The organism is Bordetella petrii, assembly GCF_000067205.1.
Taxonomy (GTDB): Bacteria; Pseudomonadota; Gammaproteobacteria; order Burkholderiales; family Burkholderiaceae_B; genus Bordetella_A; species Bordetella_A petrii.
Map to the genome: position 1 here is coordinate 953004 of NC_010170.1, position 15972 is coordinate 968975.

Consider the following 15972-nt stretch of genomic DNA (forward strand, 5'->3'; position numbering starts at 1 on the left):
ATCCGAAATTCGCGGGCAACGTCACAGCCCGAACACCAGTCCCGGGCATTCCGGCGTGCCGCGATTCACCCGCGACCACAGGCACAGCGCGCGGTGGTGGCCGCGCAGGGTGGCCAGGCGGCGTTCCCGGTATTCGAAATCGGGTCGCCAGATCAGCGAGCCATAGCCGTACACCCAGACGTCTTCGCCCTGGCGCCAGTGCTTCAGGGCGTCGTCCAGCGAGGCGCGCCGTTCTTCGGGCGTCCACAGGCGGAAGGGCATGGAAGGAATGGCGGGGGGCTGCGAATTCACGGCGCGGGGGTCTCGACGTCTTGCGGGGGGTGGCGATTGGCCCAGCCTCCGGCGCCGAGCGCCAGGGCGTAGGCCCAGAACAGGGGGGCGATGCCAATTACCGCACCCAGCGCGCCGAAGGTCAACGGCAGCGAGACCTGCGAGGCGTTGATGAAGGCCATGCGCAGGCCCACGGCCTCGGCGGCGCGGCCGTGCGGGGTGTGTTGGTGCAGCAGCGACAGGATGCTGGGCTGGCAGCAGCCCAGCGCCAGGCCAAGAATAAAGGATAACCCGATCAGGGTGGTAACTTCGGCGAACAGCGGGTAAATCAGGAAATCTGCCGCGGTAATACCCATGGCCGTGCGTATCAGCGTCCACGATCTGACGCGCGTCTGGATAAAGGGCAATACCAGCCGGATAAGGAATGTTCCCAGCGCGAAGGCGGCGAGTATGCTGCCGATCGTGGTGGCGGACAGGCCGATGGCCACCCCGAACAGGGGCACCACGAACAGGTGGGTGTCCCAGGCGCCCGACAGGATGGTGTTGACCATCAGAATGCGGCGCAAGGGGGGCAGTTTGAGCAGCTCCGCCACCGGGCGGCGCCGGGCCTGGCGCTCGGTGGGTTCGATGGCGTGGTCCATGGCGCGCAATGCGGGCTGCAGCCGCCGCAATCCGGCCAGCGCCACCAGCGGCCCCAGGGCCAAAATGCCGAAGGCCATGCGCGAGCCCAGATGGTCGATGGCCAGCCCGGCGATCAGCGGGCCACTGAAGCCCGAGCCGGCCATGGCCAGTGACAGCCACGAGAAGTTGCGCAGCCGCCGCTGGGGTTCGGCATGGCCCAGTACGTCCTGGGTGGACACCTGGTGCAGCATGAAACCGACCCCGATGCTGCAGGCGGCCACCAGCAGGGCCCATTGGGTCTGGAAGGCAAAAGGCAGCACGGTGCCCGTGACGACCAGTCCGTTGCCCAGCGTAACGGGCCGGCGCACGCCAACGCGGTCGATCCACTGGCCGGCGCGCACCGACATCAGCATGGGGATGACGGCGAAAACCGCCACCAGCCCGCCCACGACGAAAGTGGACAGGCCCAGTTGCAGGGCGGTCAGCGAAACCGTGATGCGTCCGCCGGTCAACGCCACATGGTTCAGCATGGCGACCACGCACAGCAGCCCCGCCCCGGAAAATTCCGGCGCGTTGGCAGAAGGCGAGGGAGAAGAGTGTGAGGCGGACACGGCGTTAACTGCAGTCATTCTGGCCGTATCTTCCGACAGTGTCGAGCGATGGCGCCGTCCGGCCGCCGTGGCGGGCAGTTTCAGCCGCATCTAGCGTATAGGCTGCAATGATGGGGTGCTGGCGGCAATTGGCAGGCAGATCGGCGTAGATGGCGTCCTGTTGCCGCTACAAATAGATGTTGGATCAATAGTTTGCGTGTGTCGTTCTTGCAACGGCCGGGCCGGCGCGCCGCCGCGGCGTCATGGGAGAATACGTGCCATGGCCATTTCACCCGTCCCCGAATCCAGTATTTCCGCCTCGCTGTGCGAGATCGACGCCGAGCGACGTTTTGGCGGCCTGGCCCGCTTGTACGGCCCCGACGCGCCCGCGCGCCTGCGCGAGGCCCATGTGGCGGTGGCCGGGCTGGGCGGCGTGGGTTCGTGGGCGGCCGAGGCCCTGGCCCGCTGTGGCGTGGGGGCGCTGACCCTGATCGACCTGGACCATATCGCCGAGTCCAATATCAACCGCCAGGTACACGCCCTGACTCCCACTCTGGGGCAGTCCAAGGTTGACGCCATGGCGGAACGCATCATGGCCATTAATCCCGAGTGCGTGCTGACGCGGGTGGACGATTTTGTCGAACCCGGCAACGTGGGCGAGGTGCTGCCAGGCTATTACACGGCGCTGGCCGATTGCACCGACCAGGCCGCAGCCAAGATCGCCATGGTGCTGCACGCGCGCCAGCGCGGCATTCCGCTGCTGCTGTGCGGGGGCGCCGGCGGCAAGACCGATCCGCTGGCCCTGCGCGCGGGCGATCTGTCGCAGGCGCAGAACGATGCATTGCTGGCCAAGCTGCGCAATACCTTGCGCCGTCAGCACGGCTTTCCCAAGGCCAGCGACGCGCGCGGCAAGCCGCTCAAGCGCGTGCCGCGCATGGGCGTGCGGGCCTTGTGGTTCGACCAGCCGGCGATCTTGCCGGCGGCGTGGGCGCGCGCGGCCGAGGCGGGCGACGACCTTGGCGCGGCGGCGCAGGCTGCGGCGCCGCAGGGTTTGTCGTGTGCTGGCTACGGTTCGGTGGTGATGGTGACGGCGGCCATGGGCATGGCGGTGGCCAACGAGGCGGTGCGGCTGGCGTTGCAGGGGACTTAGCTTGCGGGTGGGCAGTGGGGTTCTTGCTCCGTCACGCGGCGGGCGGCCGGGCGGTGGGCGGCGCACGTGCGTCGGGCTCGGGCGCAACCAGGCGCCCGAGGCCTGCTGCGCAGCTGCCCCGCCGCCCAACGCGCCGCCCGCCGCCCGGCCTCCCGCCGCGTGACTAGGCGGGTGGACTAGCGTGTCGCCGTTCGGTCTTGGCGTCGCCCTGCGAGCATGAGGGCCGCAGCATAGTGTGCGGCGGCGTGAAGGAAGGTGTCAGCGGGGGGCTAGCAGGTCGAACTCCATGCGGATCTTCTGGAACGGGAATTCGAGCCGCGCGAAGTAGACGACCCGGTTGCCGATGCAGGCGTAGCGGCGCAGTTCGGCTACGGGCGCCGACACCGGAATTTGCAGGGCCTCGGCCGATTCCCGGCCCGCCTCGATTACGTTCAGCACCTGGCGCGCCTGCGTGATGCGGCTGCCGTAGAACTGGTCGAGCACGGGCGCCACGGTGCTGCTGCGGATGCGCGTGCGGTGCCTGCGGAACAGGCCGGTGTCCAGGTAGACCTCGCTGTAGCAGAACGGCCCGGCGTCGGTGACGTGCACGCGGCGCAAATACTGGAAGCGGCCATCGCGCGCCTGGTCGCAGGGCATGCCCAGGTTGTCGGGCAGGGCCGTGTCGGCGCTGGATTCCATCAGCGACACGGTGCCCAGCTGGTTGCTCAGGGCCACGGTTTCTTCCCAGTTCTTGGGAATCAGCAGGGTGGGGGTGTGGGGCAGCGCTTCGTTCACGAAGGTGCCCGAGCCGCGCGCGCGGCGGATCAGGCCTTCGTTTTCCAGCAGGCCGAAGGCCTGCCGCACCGTAGAGCGCGCCACGCCGTATTGTTCGACCAGCGTTTCCAGCGGCGGGACCTGCTGGCCGGGCTGCCAGTGGCGGCTGTGGATATTGCTGCGGAATACCGCGGCGATCTGCAGGTACAGCGGCTGGGGACTGCGCGCATACAGTTTGGCGGCGGCCATGGTCAGTGGGCCGCCGATTCGGCCAGCAGGGCGATGGCCATGTCGCGTAGCCGGTGCTTCTGGATCTTGACCGAGTTGGCGCTTTCCACGGCGGGAAACGCCTGCAGCACCTGGAAGCCGGCGGGCACCTTGAAGCCCGCCAGCGCCCGCTTGCAGGCCGCACGCCAGCCTTCCGGGTCGGGTTGCGCGCCGTCCTCGAGCAGTACGAAAGCATAGGGTACCGTCTTGCCCTGGTGCTCGGCGCCCACGACCTGGCAGGCGCGCACGCCGGGCAGCGATTCGACCAGGTGTTCGATTTCGGCCGGGTTCACCAGAAAGCCCGCCAGGCGCAGGGAGTCGCCCAGGCGCGCCTGGAACACGAACTGGCGCGGCCCCAGGGTGTAGCCCAGGTCGCCCGTCTTGAAATACCCGTCGGGCGTCAGCGCGGCCTGCGTTGCCTCGGGGTTGTCCAGGTAGCCGCGCATCAGGCTGGGCGACTGGATATGCAGCTCGCCCGATTGGCCGTGCGGCAGCACGGCGCCGGTTTGCGGATCGCAGGCGCGCACGCGCGCTTGCGGATAGATGAGCAGGCCGCCGGCCAGGTGGCGCACCGACACGTCGCCCTGCGCCGCATCGAGCGGCTGGGCCGCCACCAGGGCGATCAGCTCGCTCGATCCGTACAGGCCGGTGAGCGGCACGCCGTGTGTTTCGGCCAATTGCAGCAGGTTGCCCAGCGCGGGGGCGAAGCTGGCGAAGCCGCACAGGCGCAACGAGGCGAAGTCACCCGGCTGCCCGGCCTGGAACAACTGCGCCAAGGCTTCATTGTTGGCAAACGCGTGCGTAATGCGATGGCGGCGGATGGCCTGCGCTGTGCGTCCGGTGTCGTAGACCGGCTCGCATACCAGTGGCACGCCGGCCGCCAGGGCGCCCGCCAGCATGGCGAAACCGAAGGCCCCGCAGAACGGCGCGGCGGCCAGCACGCAGGCGTCGTTGCCGTAGCCATAGGCCTGCGCAATGGCATCGCCGTGGCGCAGCAGCGTGCCCTGGTCGTGCAGCACGAATTTGGGCAGCGAGGTGGTGCCTGATGTGGTGAAGCACAGCGCGGCGGCATCGGCCGGCGCGGCGGGAACGGCGGACGCGGCGGATGCGGCCGGTGGCGCGCCGGCCAGCAGTTGCCGCCACGGTAGCACCGGGCGGCCCCGCACTTGCGCGGGCCCGCCGCCCGGCGCATCGTCTGGCGCGTCATCTGACGCGTCGTCCAGGGCGATGACGCCGCGCAGCGTCTGCAGGGCATCGTCAGGCACGTCGTTCAGAATCGAAGCGAAGTCGATGCCTTTGAAGCCGGGCCAGTACACCAGCCATTCGGCGCGGCCCCGGCCCAGGATGTCGGCCACTTCGGCGGAGCGAAAGCGCGTGTTCACCGCCAGCACCAGGGCGCCCAGCCGGGCGCAGGCCAGGAACGCCACGACCCATTCGGCGCAATTGGGCAGCCACAGCGCCACCCGGCTGCCCGGAGCCACGCCAGCCTGCGCCAGCGCGGCAGCCAGGCGGTTCGCCGTGTCGCGCAGGGTGGCGGTCGAGAGCGGCTGGCCGCTGTCGATCAGGGCCGTGGCATCGGGCTGCCGTTGCGCCAGCGCGTCGAGGCGGGCCGCGAAGGTGGGCGCGCCGCCGGCGGCGGGTGTTGTGGGAACGGACATAGTTGTGGTTATATGCATAAAGTACGTATTTACGTACTTTATTGAAAACCCGCAGAGGAAACAAGCTGGCCGATGCCGCAATAAAGGAGACCACCCATGCGTTCTGCTTTGCCGTTTTTCGCCGCCAAATGCCTGGCCATCGCCGGTTTGGCGCTGGCCCTGGCGCCCACCGCGCAGTCCGCGTCATATCCCGACCGCCCCGTCACGGTAGTGGTGCCGTATCCGCCAGGGGGCGCCGCCGACATCTTCGGCCGCGCCATCGCGCATGCCATGGAACCCGGCCTGAAACAGACCGTGCTGGTCGAGAACCGCCCCGGCGCGGGCGGTAATGTGGGCATGGCCCACGTGGCGCGCAGCGCCGCCGACGGCTATACGCTGGGCCTGGGCACCATCGGCACGCAGAGCATCAACGAGTTCCTGTATGCCAGCATGCCGTTCGATCCGGCCAAAGACCTGGTGCCCATCGCGCTGGTCTCGACCACGCCGAACGTGCTGGCGGTGCGCACCCAGTCGCCCTTCAAGACCCTGGCCGACGTCATCCAGGCGGCCAAGGCGCGCAAAGACAAGAAGCTGACGTACGCCTCGCCGGGCGTGGGCTCGTCGGTGCACCTCACGGGCGCCTATTTCGAGGCCGTGGCCGGCGTCGAACTGCTGCACGTGCCATTCAAGGGAACGTCGGCATCGCTGCCCGCCGTGGCCGGCGGGCAGGTCGACCTGCTGTTCGACAACTTGCCGGGCTCGCTGGCGCAGATCCGCGACGGCTCGCGAGTGCGCGGCATCGCCATCACGTCGCTGCAGCGCGATCCGTCGGTGCCCGACCTGCCTACCTTCAATGAATCAGGCCTGCCCGGTTTCGACGTGACCGCCTGGTTCGCGCTGTACGCCCCGCGCGGCACGCCCGAGCCCGTGGTGCGCGCCCTGATCGAGGCCGCGCGCAGCGGCTTGCAGGCGCCCGAGCTGGCGCGCCAGTTCGAAGGCATGGGCGCCCGGCCCGGCACCCTGTTCGGCGACGAACTCGGCGCGTTCGAGCAGCGCGAGCGCGAAAAGTGGGGCGGGCTGATCAAGCAGCGAGGCATTGCCGCCCAATGAGCCGACCCACTGCATTGATTACCGGCGCCAGTCGCGGCATAGGCCGCGCCATCGCCGTGCGCCTCATAGAAGACGGCTACGACGTGGTGAATTTCAGCCGCGGCGCGCCGGCCGCGCTGCTGGCCGGCGAAACCTTTGTGTCGGTAGACCTGGCCGACGCCGCCCGCACCAGCCAGGCCGTGGCCGAGCTGGCGGCGCAGCGCGAAGTGCTGTACCTGGTGAACAACGCCGGCATGATCAAGGTGGCCGACATCGAGCGGGTGTCGGGGCAGGCCATGCAGGAGACACTGGCGGTGAACCTGGTGGCGCCGCTGCTGCTGTTGCAGGGGCTGCTGCCCTCGATGCGCCGGCGCGGCCATGGCCGGGTGGTCAATATCGGCAGCCGCGCCGCGCTGGGCAAGCCGGGGCGTACAGCCTACGGCGCCAGCAAGGCGGGCCTGGCCGGCATGACGCGCACCTGGGCGCTGGAACTGGCCGCCTCAGGCATTACGGTCAACGCGGTGGCGCCCGGGCCAGTGGCCACCGAGCTGTTCAACCAGTCCAATCCGCCCGACCATCCACGCACGCGCGAACTGGCCGCCTCGATTCCGGTGGGGCGCATCGGGCAGCCGGAAGACGTGGCGCACGCCGTGGCCATGCTGCTCGACCCGCGCGCCGGTTTTATTACCGGGCAGACGCTGTATGTGTGCGGAGGGATGACGGTGGGGGCGGCCTGAGCAGGTTCTGCGCCAGCTTTGTCGCCAGACTTGCCCCCTGCCAGGTGTCGGGCTCCGCAGGTGCCTGACACCGCCTTGCGCAACGGGTACTCAGCCGCACGGTGTCAGGCACCTGCGGAGCCCGACACCTGAGGCGCCCGCGGGCGTGGGGTCTGCGGAGCCTGCCGCCCGAAGTACCCGAGGGCGTGGCGTGTGCGGAGCCAGGCGCCTGGGGCCGTCCGGCGAACCCGGGCATCGGTCAGCCGGCATGCAGCTCGACGTCGAACCAGCCGCGCAGCGCATTCGACAGGCGGATGCCGTCTGCCGCGTGCAGGTCGTCAAGGGTCAGCACGCGCTCTTGCGCGCGCCCGCTGTCGAGCAGCTCGGCGCGCTGCACGCCGGGTAGGCAGCCGGATGCGAGGGGCGGGGTGTACCAGACGCCGCGCACCTGCAGGTAGACGTTGCTGCGGCTGCCTTCGCACAACTCGCCGCGCTGGTTCAGAAACAATAGATCGAACACGCCGGGATGCGCGGCCAGCCAGGCGGCGGCATCGGCATACCAGGGGCGGTGCGAGGTCTTGTACCGCAACAGCGGCTCGCGCGCGTCGAGCGGCTGGTCGGACAACATGACTTGCTGGCCGGGCGCCAGCGGCGGCAGCGCGGCGGTCTGGATGTGACGGCGGCCGGCGCGGTCGAGCAGCAGGCGCAGCCGGTGCGGGCCGGGCGTCACCAGCGCGGCGGCGGCCATGCGCAGGTCGCGTTCGACGGCCAAGGCATCGCAGGGGTAGCCGAGCACGTCGCTGGCCGCTTGCAGCCGTTCCAGGTGGCGCGGCAGCAGCGGGATTTCGCCTTCCGCGTCAGCCAGCAGGGTCTCGATCAGCTCGGGAGACATGGGCAAGTTCCGGTTGAAGGGGCCTGGTTCATTGCGGCGGCGGGATCGCATCGCGCAGGATACGGGCTTTCCACAGGCATTCCTGCCATTCCTGTTCGGGATCGGAATCGTGCACGATGCCGCCGCCCACACTGTAGACGCCGCGGCCGCCTTTATCCAGCACCAGCGTGCGGATCGCTACGTTCAGCGAAAAGTCGCCGTCCGGCGCCAGCCAGCCGATGGCGCCGCAATACAGGCCGCGCGGGGCGACCTCGAGCTGGCGGATGCGGCGCATGGCCGCCACCTTGGGCGCGCCGGTGACCGACCCGCACGGAAACAACGCATGCAGCACCTGGGCCAGGCCTGCCGCGGGCGCGCGCGCCGTGACGGTGGAGGTCATGGTCCATACCGTGGGATAGCGTTCCAGCGAGAACAGCGCGGGCACTTGCACCGAGCCGGGCTCGGCCAGGCGGCCCAGGTCGTTGCGCAGCAGGTCCACGATCATCAGGTTCTCGGCGCGGTTCTTGGCGCTGGCGTGCAGCTCGCGGCCCAGGCGTTCGTCTTCGGCGGGGTCCGGGTGGCGCGGCGCGGTGCCCTTCATGGGGCGCGCCGTCAGGCGCTCGCCGTCGCGCCGCACGAACAGCTCGGGTGAGAACGACAGCACGGTGCGCGCGCCGTCTTCGATATAGGCGGCGTGGGCCACGGGGTGGCGCGCGGCGATGCGCCGGTACAGCTGTGCGGCGTCGCCCTGCACGCGCACATCGAGCGGCTGGGTGTAGTTCGCCTGGTACAACTCGCCGGCCTCGATCAGCGCGCGTATGTGTTGGATCTGGCGCAGGTAATCGGCGCGCGCCATGCGTGGCTGCACCGACAGGATGCGCGCGGCGTCGGCGCTTTCCGGCGGCGCGGGCCAGGGCGCCTCGGCGGCCATGCGGCCGAATGCCAGCGCGGTCAGGCGCGGCGCGTGCCCCTCGGGGCAAGCCGCAGGGGCCGGGCCGGTCGGCGGCGGCAGGGTGGTCTCGGGCGCCAGCCATTCGCCGAGTTCGTAGTCGAGCAGCAGGGCTACCCAGCGGCCGGCGCGACGCGCTGTCTCGATGGCGTCCAGCGCCGCGGGCAGTTCGCCCGGCCGGCGCGCTTCGATGCGTTGCAGCGGGTCGCGCAGGCACAAGGCCTGCCCGGCCAGCCGGTCTTCAAAGCGGCATTGCATGGAGCGTCATGCCTTCGCGCTTTCTTCCTGCTGCGCCAGGAACTCCGCCAGCACGCGGCCGGTGTGGGATTTGTCGCGCAGGCTCATGACGTGCTCGGGCGAGCCTTCGGCCACCAGCTTGCCGCCGCCCGTGCCGCCTTCGGGGCCCAGGTCGAGCAGCCAGTCAGCCTCGGCAATGACGTCCAGGTTGTGTTCGATCACCACCACGGTATTACCCGCCGCCACCAGCCGGTGCAGCACGTGGATGAGCTTTTCCACGTCGGCCATCGACAGGCCCACGGTGGGTTCGTCCAGCACGTACAGCGTATGGGGAATGCGCGACGCCCGGCCGGTGGTGATGACGCCTTCGGTCAGGCGCGCCTTGGACAGCTCGGTCACCAGCTTGATGCGCTGGGCCTCGCCGCCCGACAGCGTGGGCGAGGGCTGGCCCAGCGTCAGGTAGCCCAGGCCGACATCCTGCATCAGCTGCAGGGGGCGGTGGATCTTGGGGTGCGCGGTGAAGTACTCCAGCGCGTCGTCGACTTCCATGTTGAGCAGCTCGCCGGCGTTCTTGCCGCGCATCTGCACCGACAGTGTGTCGCTGTTGAAGCGCGCGCCGTTGCAGGCGTCGCATGGCACTTTCACGTCGGGCAGGAAGCTCATCTCGATGGTGCGCATGCCCTGGCCTTCGCAGATGGGGCAGCGGCCGTCGCCGGTGTTGAACGAGAAACGCGCCGCGCCCCAGCCGCGCATGCGCGCCTCGCGCGTGTCGGCGAACTGCCGCCGCACGTCGTCCCAGAAGCCGATGTAGGTGGCGGGGCACGAGCGCGGCGTCTTGCCGATAGGCGTCTGGTCTACTTCCAGTACGCGGTCGATGGCCTGCCAGCCGGTGATCTGCTCGCAACCGTTCCAGCGCGGCGCCTTGCCCTGCGACACTGCCTGCAGCAGGTTGTCGAGCAGCACTTCGCGCGCCAGGGTGGACTTGCCCGAGCCCGATACGCCCGTCACCACGCTCAGGCGGCCGACCGGAATGCGGGCGTCGACGTGGCGCAGGTTGTGCAGGCGCGCGCCGTGGATCTTGATCATGGGCGTGTCGTGCTGCACGGCGCGGCGCCCGTGCAGCGGATGCGCGAGCGGCCTGGCCAGGTAGCGGCCGGTTACCGATTCGGGCGCGTCGATCAAGTCTTGCGCGCTGCCCTGCGCCACCACGCGGCCGCCGCGCACCCCCGCGCCGGGGCCGATGTCGATGATGTGCGAGGCGCGCCGGATGGTGTCGTCGTCGTGCTCTACCACCACCAGGGTGTTGCCGTTGCCTTCCAGGCGCGCCAGCGCATCGAGCAGGATGCGGTTGTCGCGCGGGTGCAGGCCGATGGTGGGTTCGTCCAGCACGTAGCAGACGCCCTGCAGGTTCGAGCCCAGCTGCGCGGCCAGGCGGATGCGCTGCGCCTCGCCTCCCGACAGGGTGGGCGCGGCGCGGTCCAGGGCCAGGTAATCCAGCCCGACTTCTTTCATGAAGTTCAGGCGCCCGCGGATTTCCGCCAGGATGTCGCGCGCGATCTCGCCTTCGCGGCCGCGCGCCACCAGCCCGGTGAAGAACGTGTGGGCCTCGGATACCGGCATGGCGGCCAGTTCGGCAATGGAGCGGTCGCGCCAGCGCACGGCGCGCGCCACGCGATTCAGGCGCTCGCCGTCGCATACGGTGCAGGTGCTGGCCTCGCCTTCGTAGCCGGCGTTCCAGGCGCTTTCTTCGCCCGTCTGCTCGGCGTCGAAATTCTGCAGTTGCACGCCGGTGCCGAAGCAGCCCGGGCACCACCCGTGCTTGGAGTTGTACGAGAACAGGCGCGGATCGGGCTCGGGAAAGCTGGTGCCGCACGACGGGCAGGCGCGCTTGACCGAGAAATGCTGTTGCTGCAGTTCGCTGTCGAGCGCCTCGTGCAGCTTGTCTACCGGCCACACCATGCTCAGCACGCCCTGGCCGTGCTCCAGCGCGCTTTTCACGGCCTGGCGCAGGGCCGCTTCGTTGTCGGGGTCGACCACCAGGTCGGCCACCGGCAGTTCGATGGTGTGTTCTTTGTAGCGGTCCAGGCGCGGCCAGGGGCTGACCGGAATGAAGGCGCCATCGACCCGCAGGTGCGTGTGGCCCTTGGCGCCGGCCCACTTGGCCAGGTCGGTGTAATAGCCCTTGCGCGCCGTGACCAGCGGCGCCAGCAGGCCGATGTGCTGGCCTTTGTGCTCGCGCAGCAGGCGCGCCACGATCTGGTCGGCGTTCTGCGGCTCTACCGCCACCTGGCAGTCGGGGCAATACTGCGTGCCCAGCTTCACGTACAGCAGCCGCAGGAAATGGTGGATTTCGGTCATGGTGGCCACGGTCGACTTGCGGCCGCCGCGGCTGGTGCGCTGTTCGATGGCCACCGTGGGCGGTATGCCGAAAATGGCGTCCACATCCGGCTTGCCGGCAGGCTGGACGATGGCGCGCGCATAGGCATTGAGCGATTCCAGGTAGCGCCGCTGCCCTTCGTTGAACAGGATGTCGAAGGCCAGCGTGGACTTGCCCGAGCCCGATACGCCGGTGATCACCGTGAACTTGTCGTGCGGGATCTCGACGTTGACGTTCTTCAGGTTGTGTTCGCGCGCATTGCGGATCTCGATGGCGCGCGCTTCGCGCCGGCGGCGCATCACCGATTGCAGCGGCGTGCCCGCATCGGCGTTGTAGACCGCCACCGGTTCGGCAATGACCGGGGCCAGCCCGGCCTGCTCGGCGATCTGCGCGTCGGCGTCGCTGCTGACCGCCACATCGCCCGGCAGCACGCTGACAGCATATTCGCGCAGCGCGGCGCCAGTATGTGAACGCGGGTTGTCCATCAGGTCTTGGGGCGTGCCCACACCCACCACCAGGCCGCCCGCATCGCCGCCTTCGGGGCCCAGGTCGATCAGCCAGTCGGCCGCGAGGATCACGTCGAGGTTGTGCTCGATGACCAGCAGCGTGTGGCCGGCCGCCAGCAGCTTGCGGAAGGCCCGCATCAGGCGCGCCACGTCGTCGAAGTGCAGGCCGGTGGTGGGCTCGTCGAACAGGAACAGGCTGCCTTTCTTGGCCACCTTGGCTGTCGAGATGCCGCTGCGCGCCGCCTCGGCCAGGTGGCCGGCCAGTTTCAGGCGCTGGGCCTCGCCGCCCGACAGGGTGGGCACCGGCTGCCCCAGCCGCACGTATTCCAGGCCCACGTCGGCCAGCGGCGCCAGGCCGGTCTGCACGTCGCGCAGCCCCTTGAAGAATTCCAGCGCCTCGCTCACGGTCATTTCCAGCACCTGGTCGATCGAGGCACTTTTGCCCAGATGCTCGACGCGCACCTCCAGCACTTCGGGCCGGAAGCGCCGTCCGTCGCAGTCGGGACAGCGCAGGTATACGTCGGACAGGAACTGCATCTCGACGTGCTCGAAGCCGGTGCCGCCGCAGGTGGGGCACCGGCCGTCGCCGCTGTTGAAGCTGAAGGTGCCGGGGGTATAGCCGCGTTCTTTCGACACCGGCGCCTGCGCGAACAGCTTGCGGATGGCGTCGAAGGCGCCCACGTAGCTGGCCGGGTTCGAGCGCGCGGTCTTGCCGATGGGGGTCTGGTCCACCATGACCACGTCGGCGATCTGCTCGGCGCCCAGCAGGCGCTCGAAGGCGCCGGGCGCTTCGGAAGGCTTGCCCTGGTGCTTCAGCAGGGCGGGGTACAGCACGTCTTGCACCAGGGTCGATTTGCCCGAGCCCGATACGCCGGTCACGCACACCAGGCGGCCCAGCGGCAGTTCCACCGAGACGTTGCGCAGGTTGTGCGCCGTGGCGCCTTGCAGCAGCAGGCGCGGCGTGTTGGCCGCCACCGGCATGGGGCGCGGCGCCTCGACGCGCTGGCGTCCGCCCAGGTAGTCGCCGGTCAGCGTGGGCGAAGCGCGCAGTTGCGCCGGCGTGCCGTCGAACACGATGCGGCCGCCGCGCTCGCCGGGACCCGGGCCGATGTCGATGATGCGGTCGGCGGCCACCATGACCTGCGGGTCGTGCTCTACCACCACCAGCGTGTTGCCGGCGTTGCGCAGCCGGTGCATGACTTCGACCACGCGGTGCATGTCGCGCGGGTGCAGGCCGATGGAGGGTTCGTCCAGCACGAACAGCGTGTTCACCAGCGAGGTGCCGAGCGCGGTGGTGAGGTTGATGCGCTGCACCTCGCCGCCCGACAACGTGCGGCTTTGCCGGTCGAGCGTGAGGTAGCCCAGGCCCACGTCGCACAGGAATTTCAGGCGCGCGCGCACTTCGGTGAGCAGCAGGTCGGCGGCGGCATCGAGCGCGCCGGTGAATGAAAGCGTATCGAAGAACGTGCGCACGCGCTCGATGGGCAGCAGCATGACGTCGTGGATCGACAGGCCATCCAGCGATTCGAGTTGTTCGCGGCTCCAGGACGCGCCGGCCGGCATGAAGCGCTGGTAGCGTTCGTCGCCAGGCGGCAGCACCTGGTCGGCCTCGGCCTTGCTGCCCAGGCGCCACAACAGCGCGTCGGGCTTGAGCCGCGCGCCCTGGCAGGTGGGGCAGGGCGTGTAGCTGCGGTATTTCGACAGCAGCACGCGCACGTGCATCTTGTAGGCGCGGCTTTCCAGCCAGGCAAAGAAGCGGTGCACGCCGTACCACTGGGTTTTCCAGGCATTGTTGCCGCCTTTCCAGTCGGGGTCGCCATGCAGCACCCAGTGGCGCTGCGCGTCGGTCATGGCTTTCCAGGGCACCGACATGGGCACGCCGGCGCGCGGCGCGTACTTGGCCATGTCATCCTGGCATTCCTTGAACGACGGTGTCTGCCAGGGCTTGATGGCGCCTTCGCGCAGTGTCTTGTTTTCGTCGGGAATGACCAGGCCGTAGTCAATGCCTATTACGCGCCCGAAACCGCGGCAGGCCTCGCACGCGCCCAGCGGCGAATTGAACGAGAAGCTGCTGGGCAGCGGGTCGGTGTATTCGATGTCGCAGTCGGCGCAGTGCAGGCGGTCGCTGTATTTCCAGACGTGCGCGTCGGCGCCGTCGTCGTCGAGCACGTGCACGGCCATGTGGCCGCCGCCCATGCGCAGCGCGGTGTCCAGCGCTTCCATCAGGCGTTCGCGCTCGGCGCTGGAATGGCGGAAGCGGTCTTGCACCACATGCAGGATGCGGCGCTCGCCTTCGCCGGCGGCAGCCTTGCCTTTGTTCTTGCCTTTGCCGCCGCGCGCGGCCGGCGCGCGTGCGCGGCCGGTTTCTTCGCTGTGCACGCGGGTATAGCCCTGCCGTTCGAGGAAGCCGCGCACTTCTTCTTCGGTGAAATTGGCCGGCACCGCGATGGGAAAGGTGACCACCAGGCGCGGGTCGCCGGCCGCCGGCGCGCGCAACGCCAGCGAGGCCGCGATGGAATCGGGCGTGTCGCGCCGCACTTCTTTGCCGCAGCCGCGGCAATACAGTTTGGCGCCGCGCGCGAACAACAGCTTGAGATGATCGTTCAGCTCGGTCATGGTGCCGACCGTGCTGCGCGAGCTGCGCACCGGGTTGGTCTGGTCGATGGCAATGGCGGGCAGGATGCCCTCGATGCGGTCGACCTGGGGTTTGTCCATGCGGTCGAGGAACTGACGCGCGTAGGGCGAAAACGTTTCGACGTAGCGGCGCTGGCCTTCGGCGTACAGCGTGTCGAACGCCAGCGAACTCTTGCCCGACCCCGACACGCCGGTGATGACCACCAGCTCGCCCGTGGCGAGAGTCAGATCCAGGTTCTTCAGGTTGTTCTGGCGTGCGCCGACGATGCGGATGTGGGAACTCATGGCGTGGGAAGGCGTGGGGCGATGGAGAGGAAGACCCGAAGGCGACAAGAATATCGCTGAAAATATCTGTATATATAAACAGTATCTCAGATTCCCGGATATCCGGGTAGCGCGCCATCGACAGCAGGGCGCGGGCCAGGGATAATGTCTATATTATGAATTTACTGTCCACAATATGGACGAAACCTATTCTACGCCTTCAGCAAGTCCCGCGCCGGGCAATCCGCCCGTAGCCGGCACGGCCGCCTTCGGCAAGTTCATGTGCGTGCTGCAGCATGTTGCCGACGCGGCGCAACCGCCGGGCATGGCCGAGCTGGCCGCGCGCAGCGGCTTTCCGCGCCCCACGGTGTACCGCATCGTGGCGGGCCTGCTCGAACACGGCCTGGTCGCCGCGCAGCCCGACGGCACCTATGTGCTGGGCCCGCGCCTGCTCAGCCTGGCCAGCCGCAGTTGGTCGCGCTTCGACTTGCGCGTGGCCCTGCTGCCAGACTTGCATGCCCTGCGGGACGCCACCGGGCAGACCGTGCACCTGGCGGTGCCGGCTGGCGACGCCATGGTCTATATCGAAAAACTCGACGGCCCGGGGGCCGTGCGCATGGCTTCGCGCATTGGCGGGCAATTGCCGTTGCATTGCAGCGCAGTGGGCAAGGCGTGCCTGGCCACGCTCGAGCCGGCCGCGCTCGATGCCCGCCTGGCCGCTCTGCCACTGCCGCGCCTGACGCCGGCCACCCTGGCCGGCGCCGCCGCCCTGCGCGCCGAGCTGGCGCAGGTGCGCCGCCAGGGCTACGCGGTAGATAATGAAGAAAACGAGCCCGGCATCGTCTGCTACGGCGTGGCGCTGTGCGATGCCAGCGGCCGCGCGGTGGCCGGCGTCAGCGTCAGCACGCTGGCCTTTCACCAGCCGGCCCGGCCGCCATCGGCCTGCATCGATCCCCTGCTGCGGCTGCGCGCCGCGGCGTCCGCCCGCCTGGCCGGCATGCCCGCGCCGCTGGGCAATCCACTCTTGTAACCCTGCCGCGA

General features: G+C 69.2%; 10 protein-coding genes and 1 pseudogene. 4 read left to right on the forward strand and 7 right to left on the reverse strand.

Annotated features, from left to right (window positions below):
- Window positions 1-24: 24 nt before the first annotated feature.
- Both BPET_RS04365 and BPET_RS04370 read right to left on the reverse strand, forming a co-directional pair.
- Window positions 25-291, reverse strand: a pseudogene (locus tag BPET_RS04365) (gamma-glutamylcyclotransferase); the annotation flags it as partial.
- On the reverse strand, window positions 288-1421 hold the full coding sequence (locus BPET_RS04370) for an MFS transporter (RefSeq protein WP_041862696.1): 1134 nt from the start codon (window positions 1419-1421) through the stop codon (window positions 288-290). The gene BPET_RS04370 and the pseudogene BPET_RS04365, both read right to left, overlap by 4 nt.
- Window positions 1422-1761: 340 nt before the next feature.
- Here BPET_RS04370 and BPET_RS04375 point away from each other — a divergent pair, with 340 nt between their 5' ends.
- Complete coding sequence (locus BPET_RS04375) at window positions 1762-2631, forward strand: tRNA threonylcarbamoyladenosine dehydratase (RefSeq protein ID WP_012247878.1); 870 nt, start codon at window positions 1762-1764, stop codon at window positions 2629-2631.
- A gap of 258 nt (window positions 2632-2889) precedes the next feature.
- Here the strand turns inward: BPET_RS04375 and BPET_RS04380 are convergent, their stop codons facing one another.
- Window positions 2890-3633 (reverse strand): GntR family transcriptional regulator, encoded by a 744-nt coding sequence (locus BPET_RS04380; protein WP_012247879.1) that lies wholly within the window; start codon window positions 3631-3633, stop codon window positions 2890-2892.
- Between the two features lie 2 nt (window positions 3634-3635).
- The gene (locus tag BPET_RS04385; protein ID WP_041862698.1) at window positions 3636-5309 is read right to left on the reverse strand and encodes an AMP-binding protein; all 1674 of its coding nucleotides are present in this window, start codon (window positions 5307-5309) and stop codon (window positions 3636-3638) included.
- Window positions 5310-5405: 96 nt separating this feature from the next.
- Here BPET_RS04385 and BPET_RS04390 point away from each other — a divergent pair, with 96 nt between their 5' ends.
- Both BPET_RS04390 and BPET_RS04395 read left to right on the forward strand, forming a co-directional pair.
- On the forward strand, window positions 5406-6398 hold the full coding sequence (locus BPET_RS04390; protein WP_012247881.1) for a Bug family tripartite tricarboxylate transporter substrate binding protein: 993 nt from the start codon (window positions 5406-5408) through the stop codon (window positions 6396-6398).
- A complete protein-coding gene (locus BPET_RS04395) occupies window positions 6395-7114 on the forward strand; it encodes an SDR family oxidoreductase (protein ID WP_012247882.1) in 720 nt (239 codons plus the stop codon). The genes BPET_RS04390 and BPET_RS04395 overlap by 4 nt, the downstream gene beginning before the upstream one ends.
- Before the next feature lie 238 nt (window positions 7115-7352).
- Here BPET_RS04395 and BPET_RS04400 read toward each other — a convergent pair whose 3' ends face one another.
- The 3 genes from BPET_RS04400 to uvrA are packed head-to-tail and all read right to left on the reverse strand — an operon-like array spanning window position 7353 to window position 14952.
- A complete protein-coding gene (locus tag BPET_RS04400; RefSeq protein WP_012247883.1) occupies window positions 7353-7985 on the reverse strand; it encodes an aminotransferase class IV family protein in 633 nt (210 codons plus the stop codon).
- 28 nt (window positions 7986-8013) lie between these two features.
- The gene (locus BPET_RS04405; protein ID WP_012247884.1) at window positions 8014-9171 is read right to left on the reverse strand and encodes an aminodeoxychorismate synthase component I; all 1158 of its coding nucleotides are present in this window, start codon (window positions 9169-9171) and stop codon (window positions 8014-8016) included.
- A gap of 6 nt (window positions 9172-9177) precedes the next feature.
- Complete coding sequence (gene uvrA / locus BPET_RS04410) at window positions 9178-14952, reverse strand: excinuclease ABC subunit UvrA (protein ID WP_041862700.1); 5775 nt, start codon at window positions 14950-14952, stop codon at window positions 9178-9180.
- 175 nt (window positions 14953-15127) lie between these two features.
- Between uvrA and BPET_RS04415 the strand changes: the two genes are divergently transcribed.
- Complete coding sequence (locus BPET_RS04415) at window positions 15128-15961, forward strand: IclR family transcriptional regulator (protein WP_012247886.1); 834 nt, start codon at window positions 15128-15130, stop codon at window positions 15959-15961.
- Window positions 15962-15972 lie beyond the last annotated feature (11 nt).

What these genes read in the sequence shown, in the direction of transcription:
- BPET_RS04370 (WP_041862696.1), bottom strand. Translation starts at nt 1,421, where the DNA reads ATGCTGAACCATGTGGCGTTGACCGGCGGACGCATCACGGTTTCGCTG.
- BPET_RS04375 (WP_012247878.1), top strand. Translation starts at nt 1,762, where the DNA reads ATGGCCATTTCACCCGTCCCCGAATCCAGTATTTCCGCCTCGCTGTGC.
- BPET_RS04380 (WP_012247879.1), bottom strand. Translation starts at nt 3,633, where the DNA reads ATGGCCGCCGCCAAACTGTATGCGCGCAGTCCCCAGCCGCTGTACCTG.
- BPET_RS04385 (WP_041862698.1), bottom strand. Translation starts at nt 5,309, where the DNA reads ATGTCCGTTCCCACAACACCCGCCGCCGGCGGCGCGCCCACCTTCGCG.
- BPET_RS04390 (WP_012247881.1), top strand. Translation starts at nt 5,406, where the DNA reads ATGCGTTCTGCTTTGCCGTTTTTCGCCGCCAAATGCCTGGCCATCGCC.
- BPET_RS04395 (WP_012247882.1), top strand. Translation starts at nt 6,395, where the DNA reads ATGAGCCGACCCACTGCATTGATTACCGGCGCCAGTCGCGGCATAGGC.
- BPET_RS04400 (WP_012247883.1), bottom strand. Translation starts at nt 7,985, where the DNA reads ATGTCTCCCGAGCTGATCGAGACCCTGCTGGCTGACGCGGAAGGCGAA.
- BPET_RS04405 (WP_012247884.1), bottom strand. Translation starts at nt 9,171, where the DNA reads ATGCAATGCCGCTTTGAAGACCGGCTGGCCGGGCAGGCCTTGTGCCTG.
- uvrA (WP_041862700.1), bottom strand. Translation starts at nt 14,952, where the DNA reads ATGAGTTCCCACATCCGCATCGTCGGCGCACGCCAGAACAACCTGAAG.
- BPET_RS04415 (WP_012247886.1), top strand. Translation starts at nt 15,128, where the DNA reads ATGGACGAAACCTATTCTACGCCTTCAGCAAGTCCCGCGCCGGGCAAT.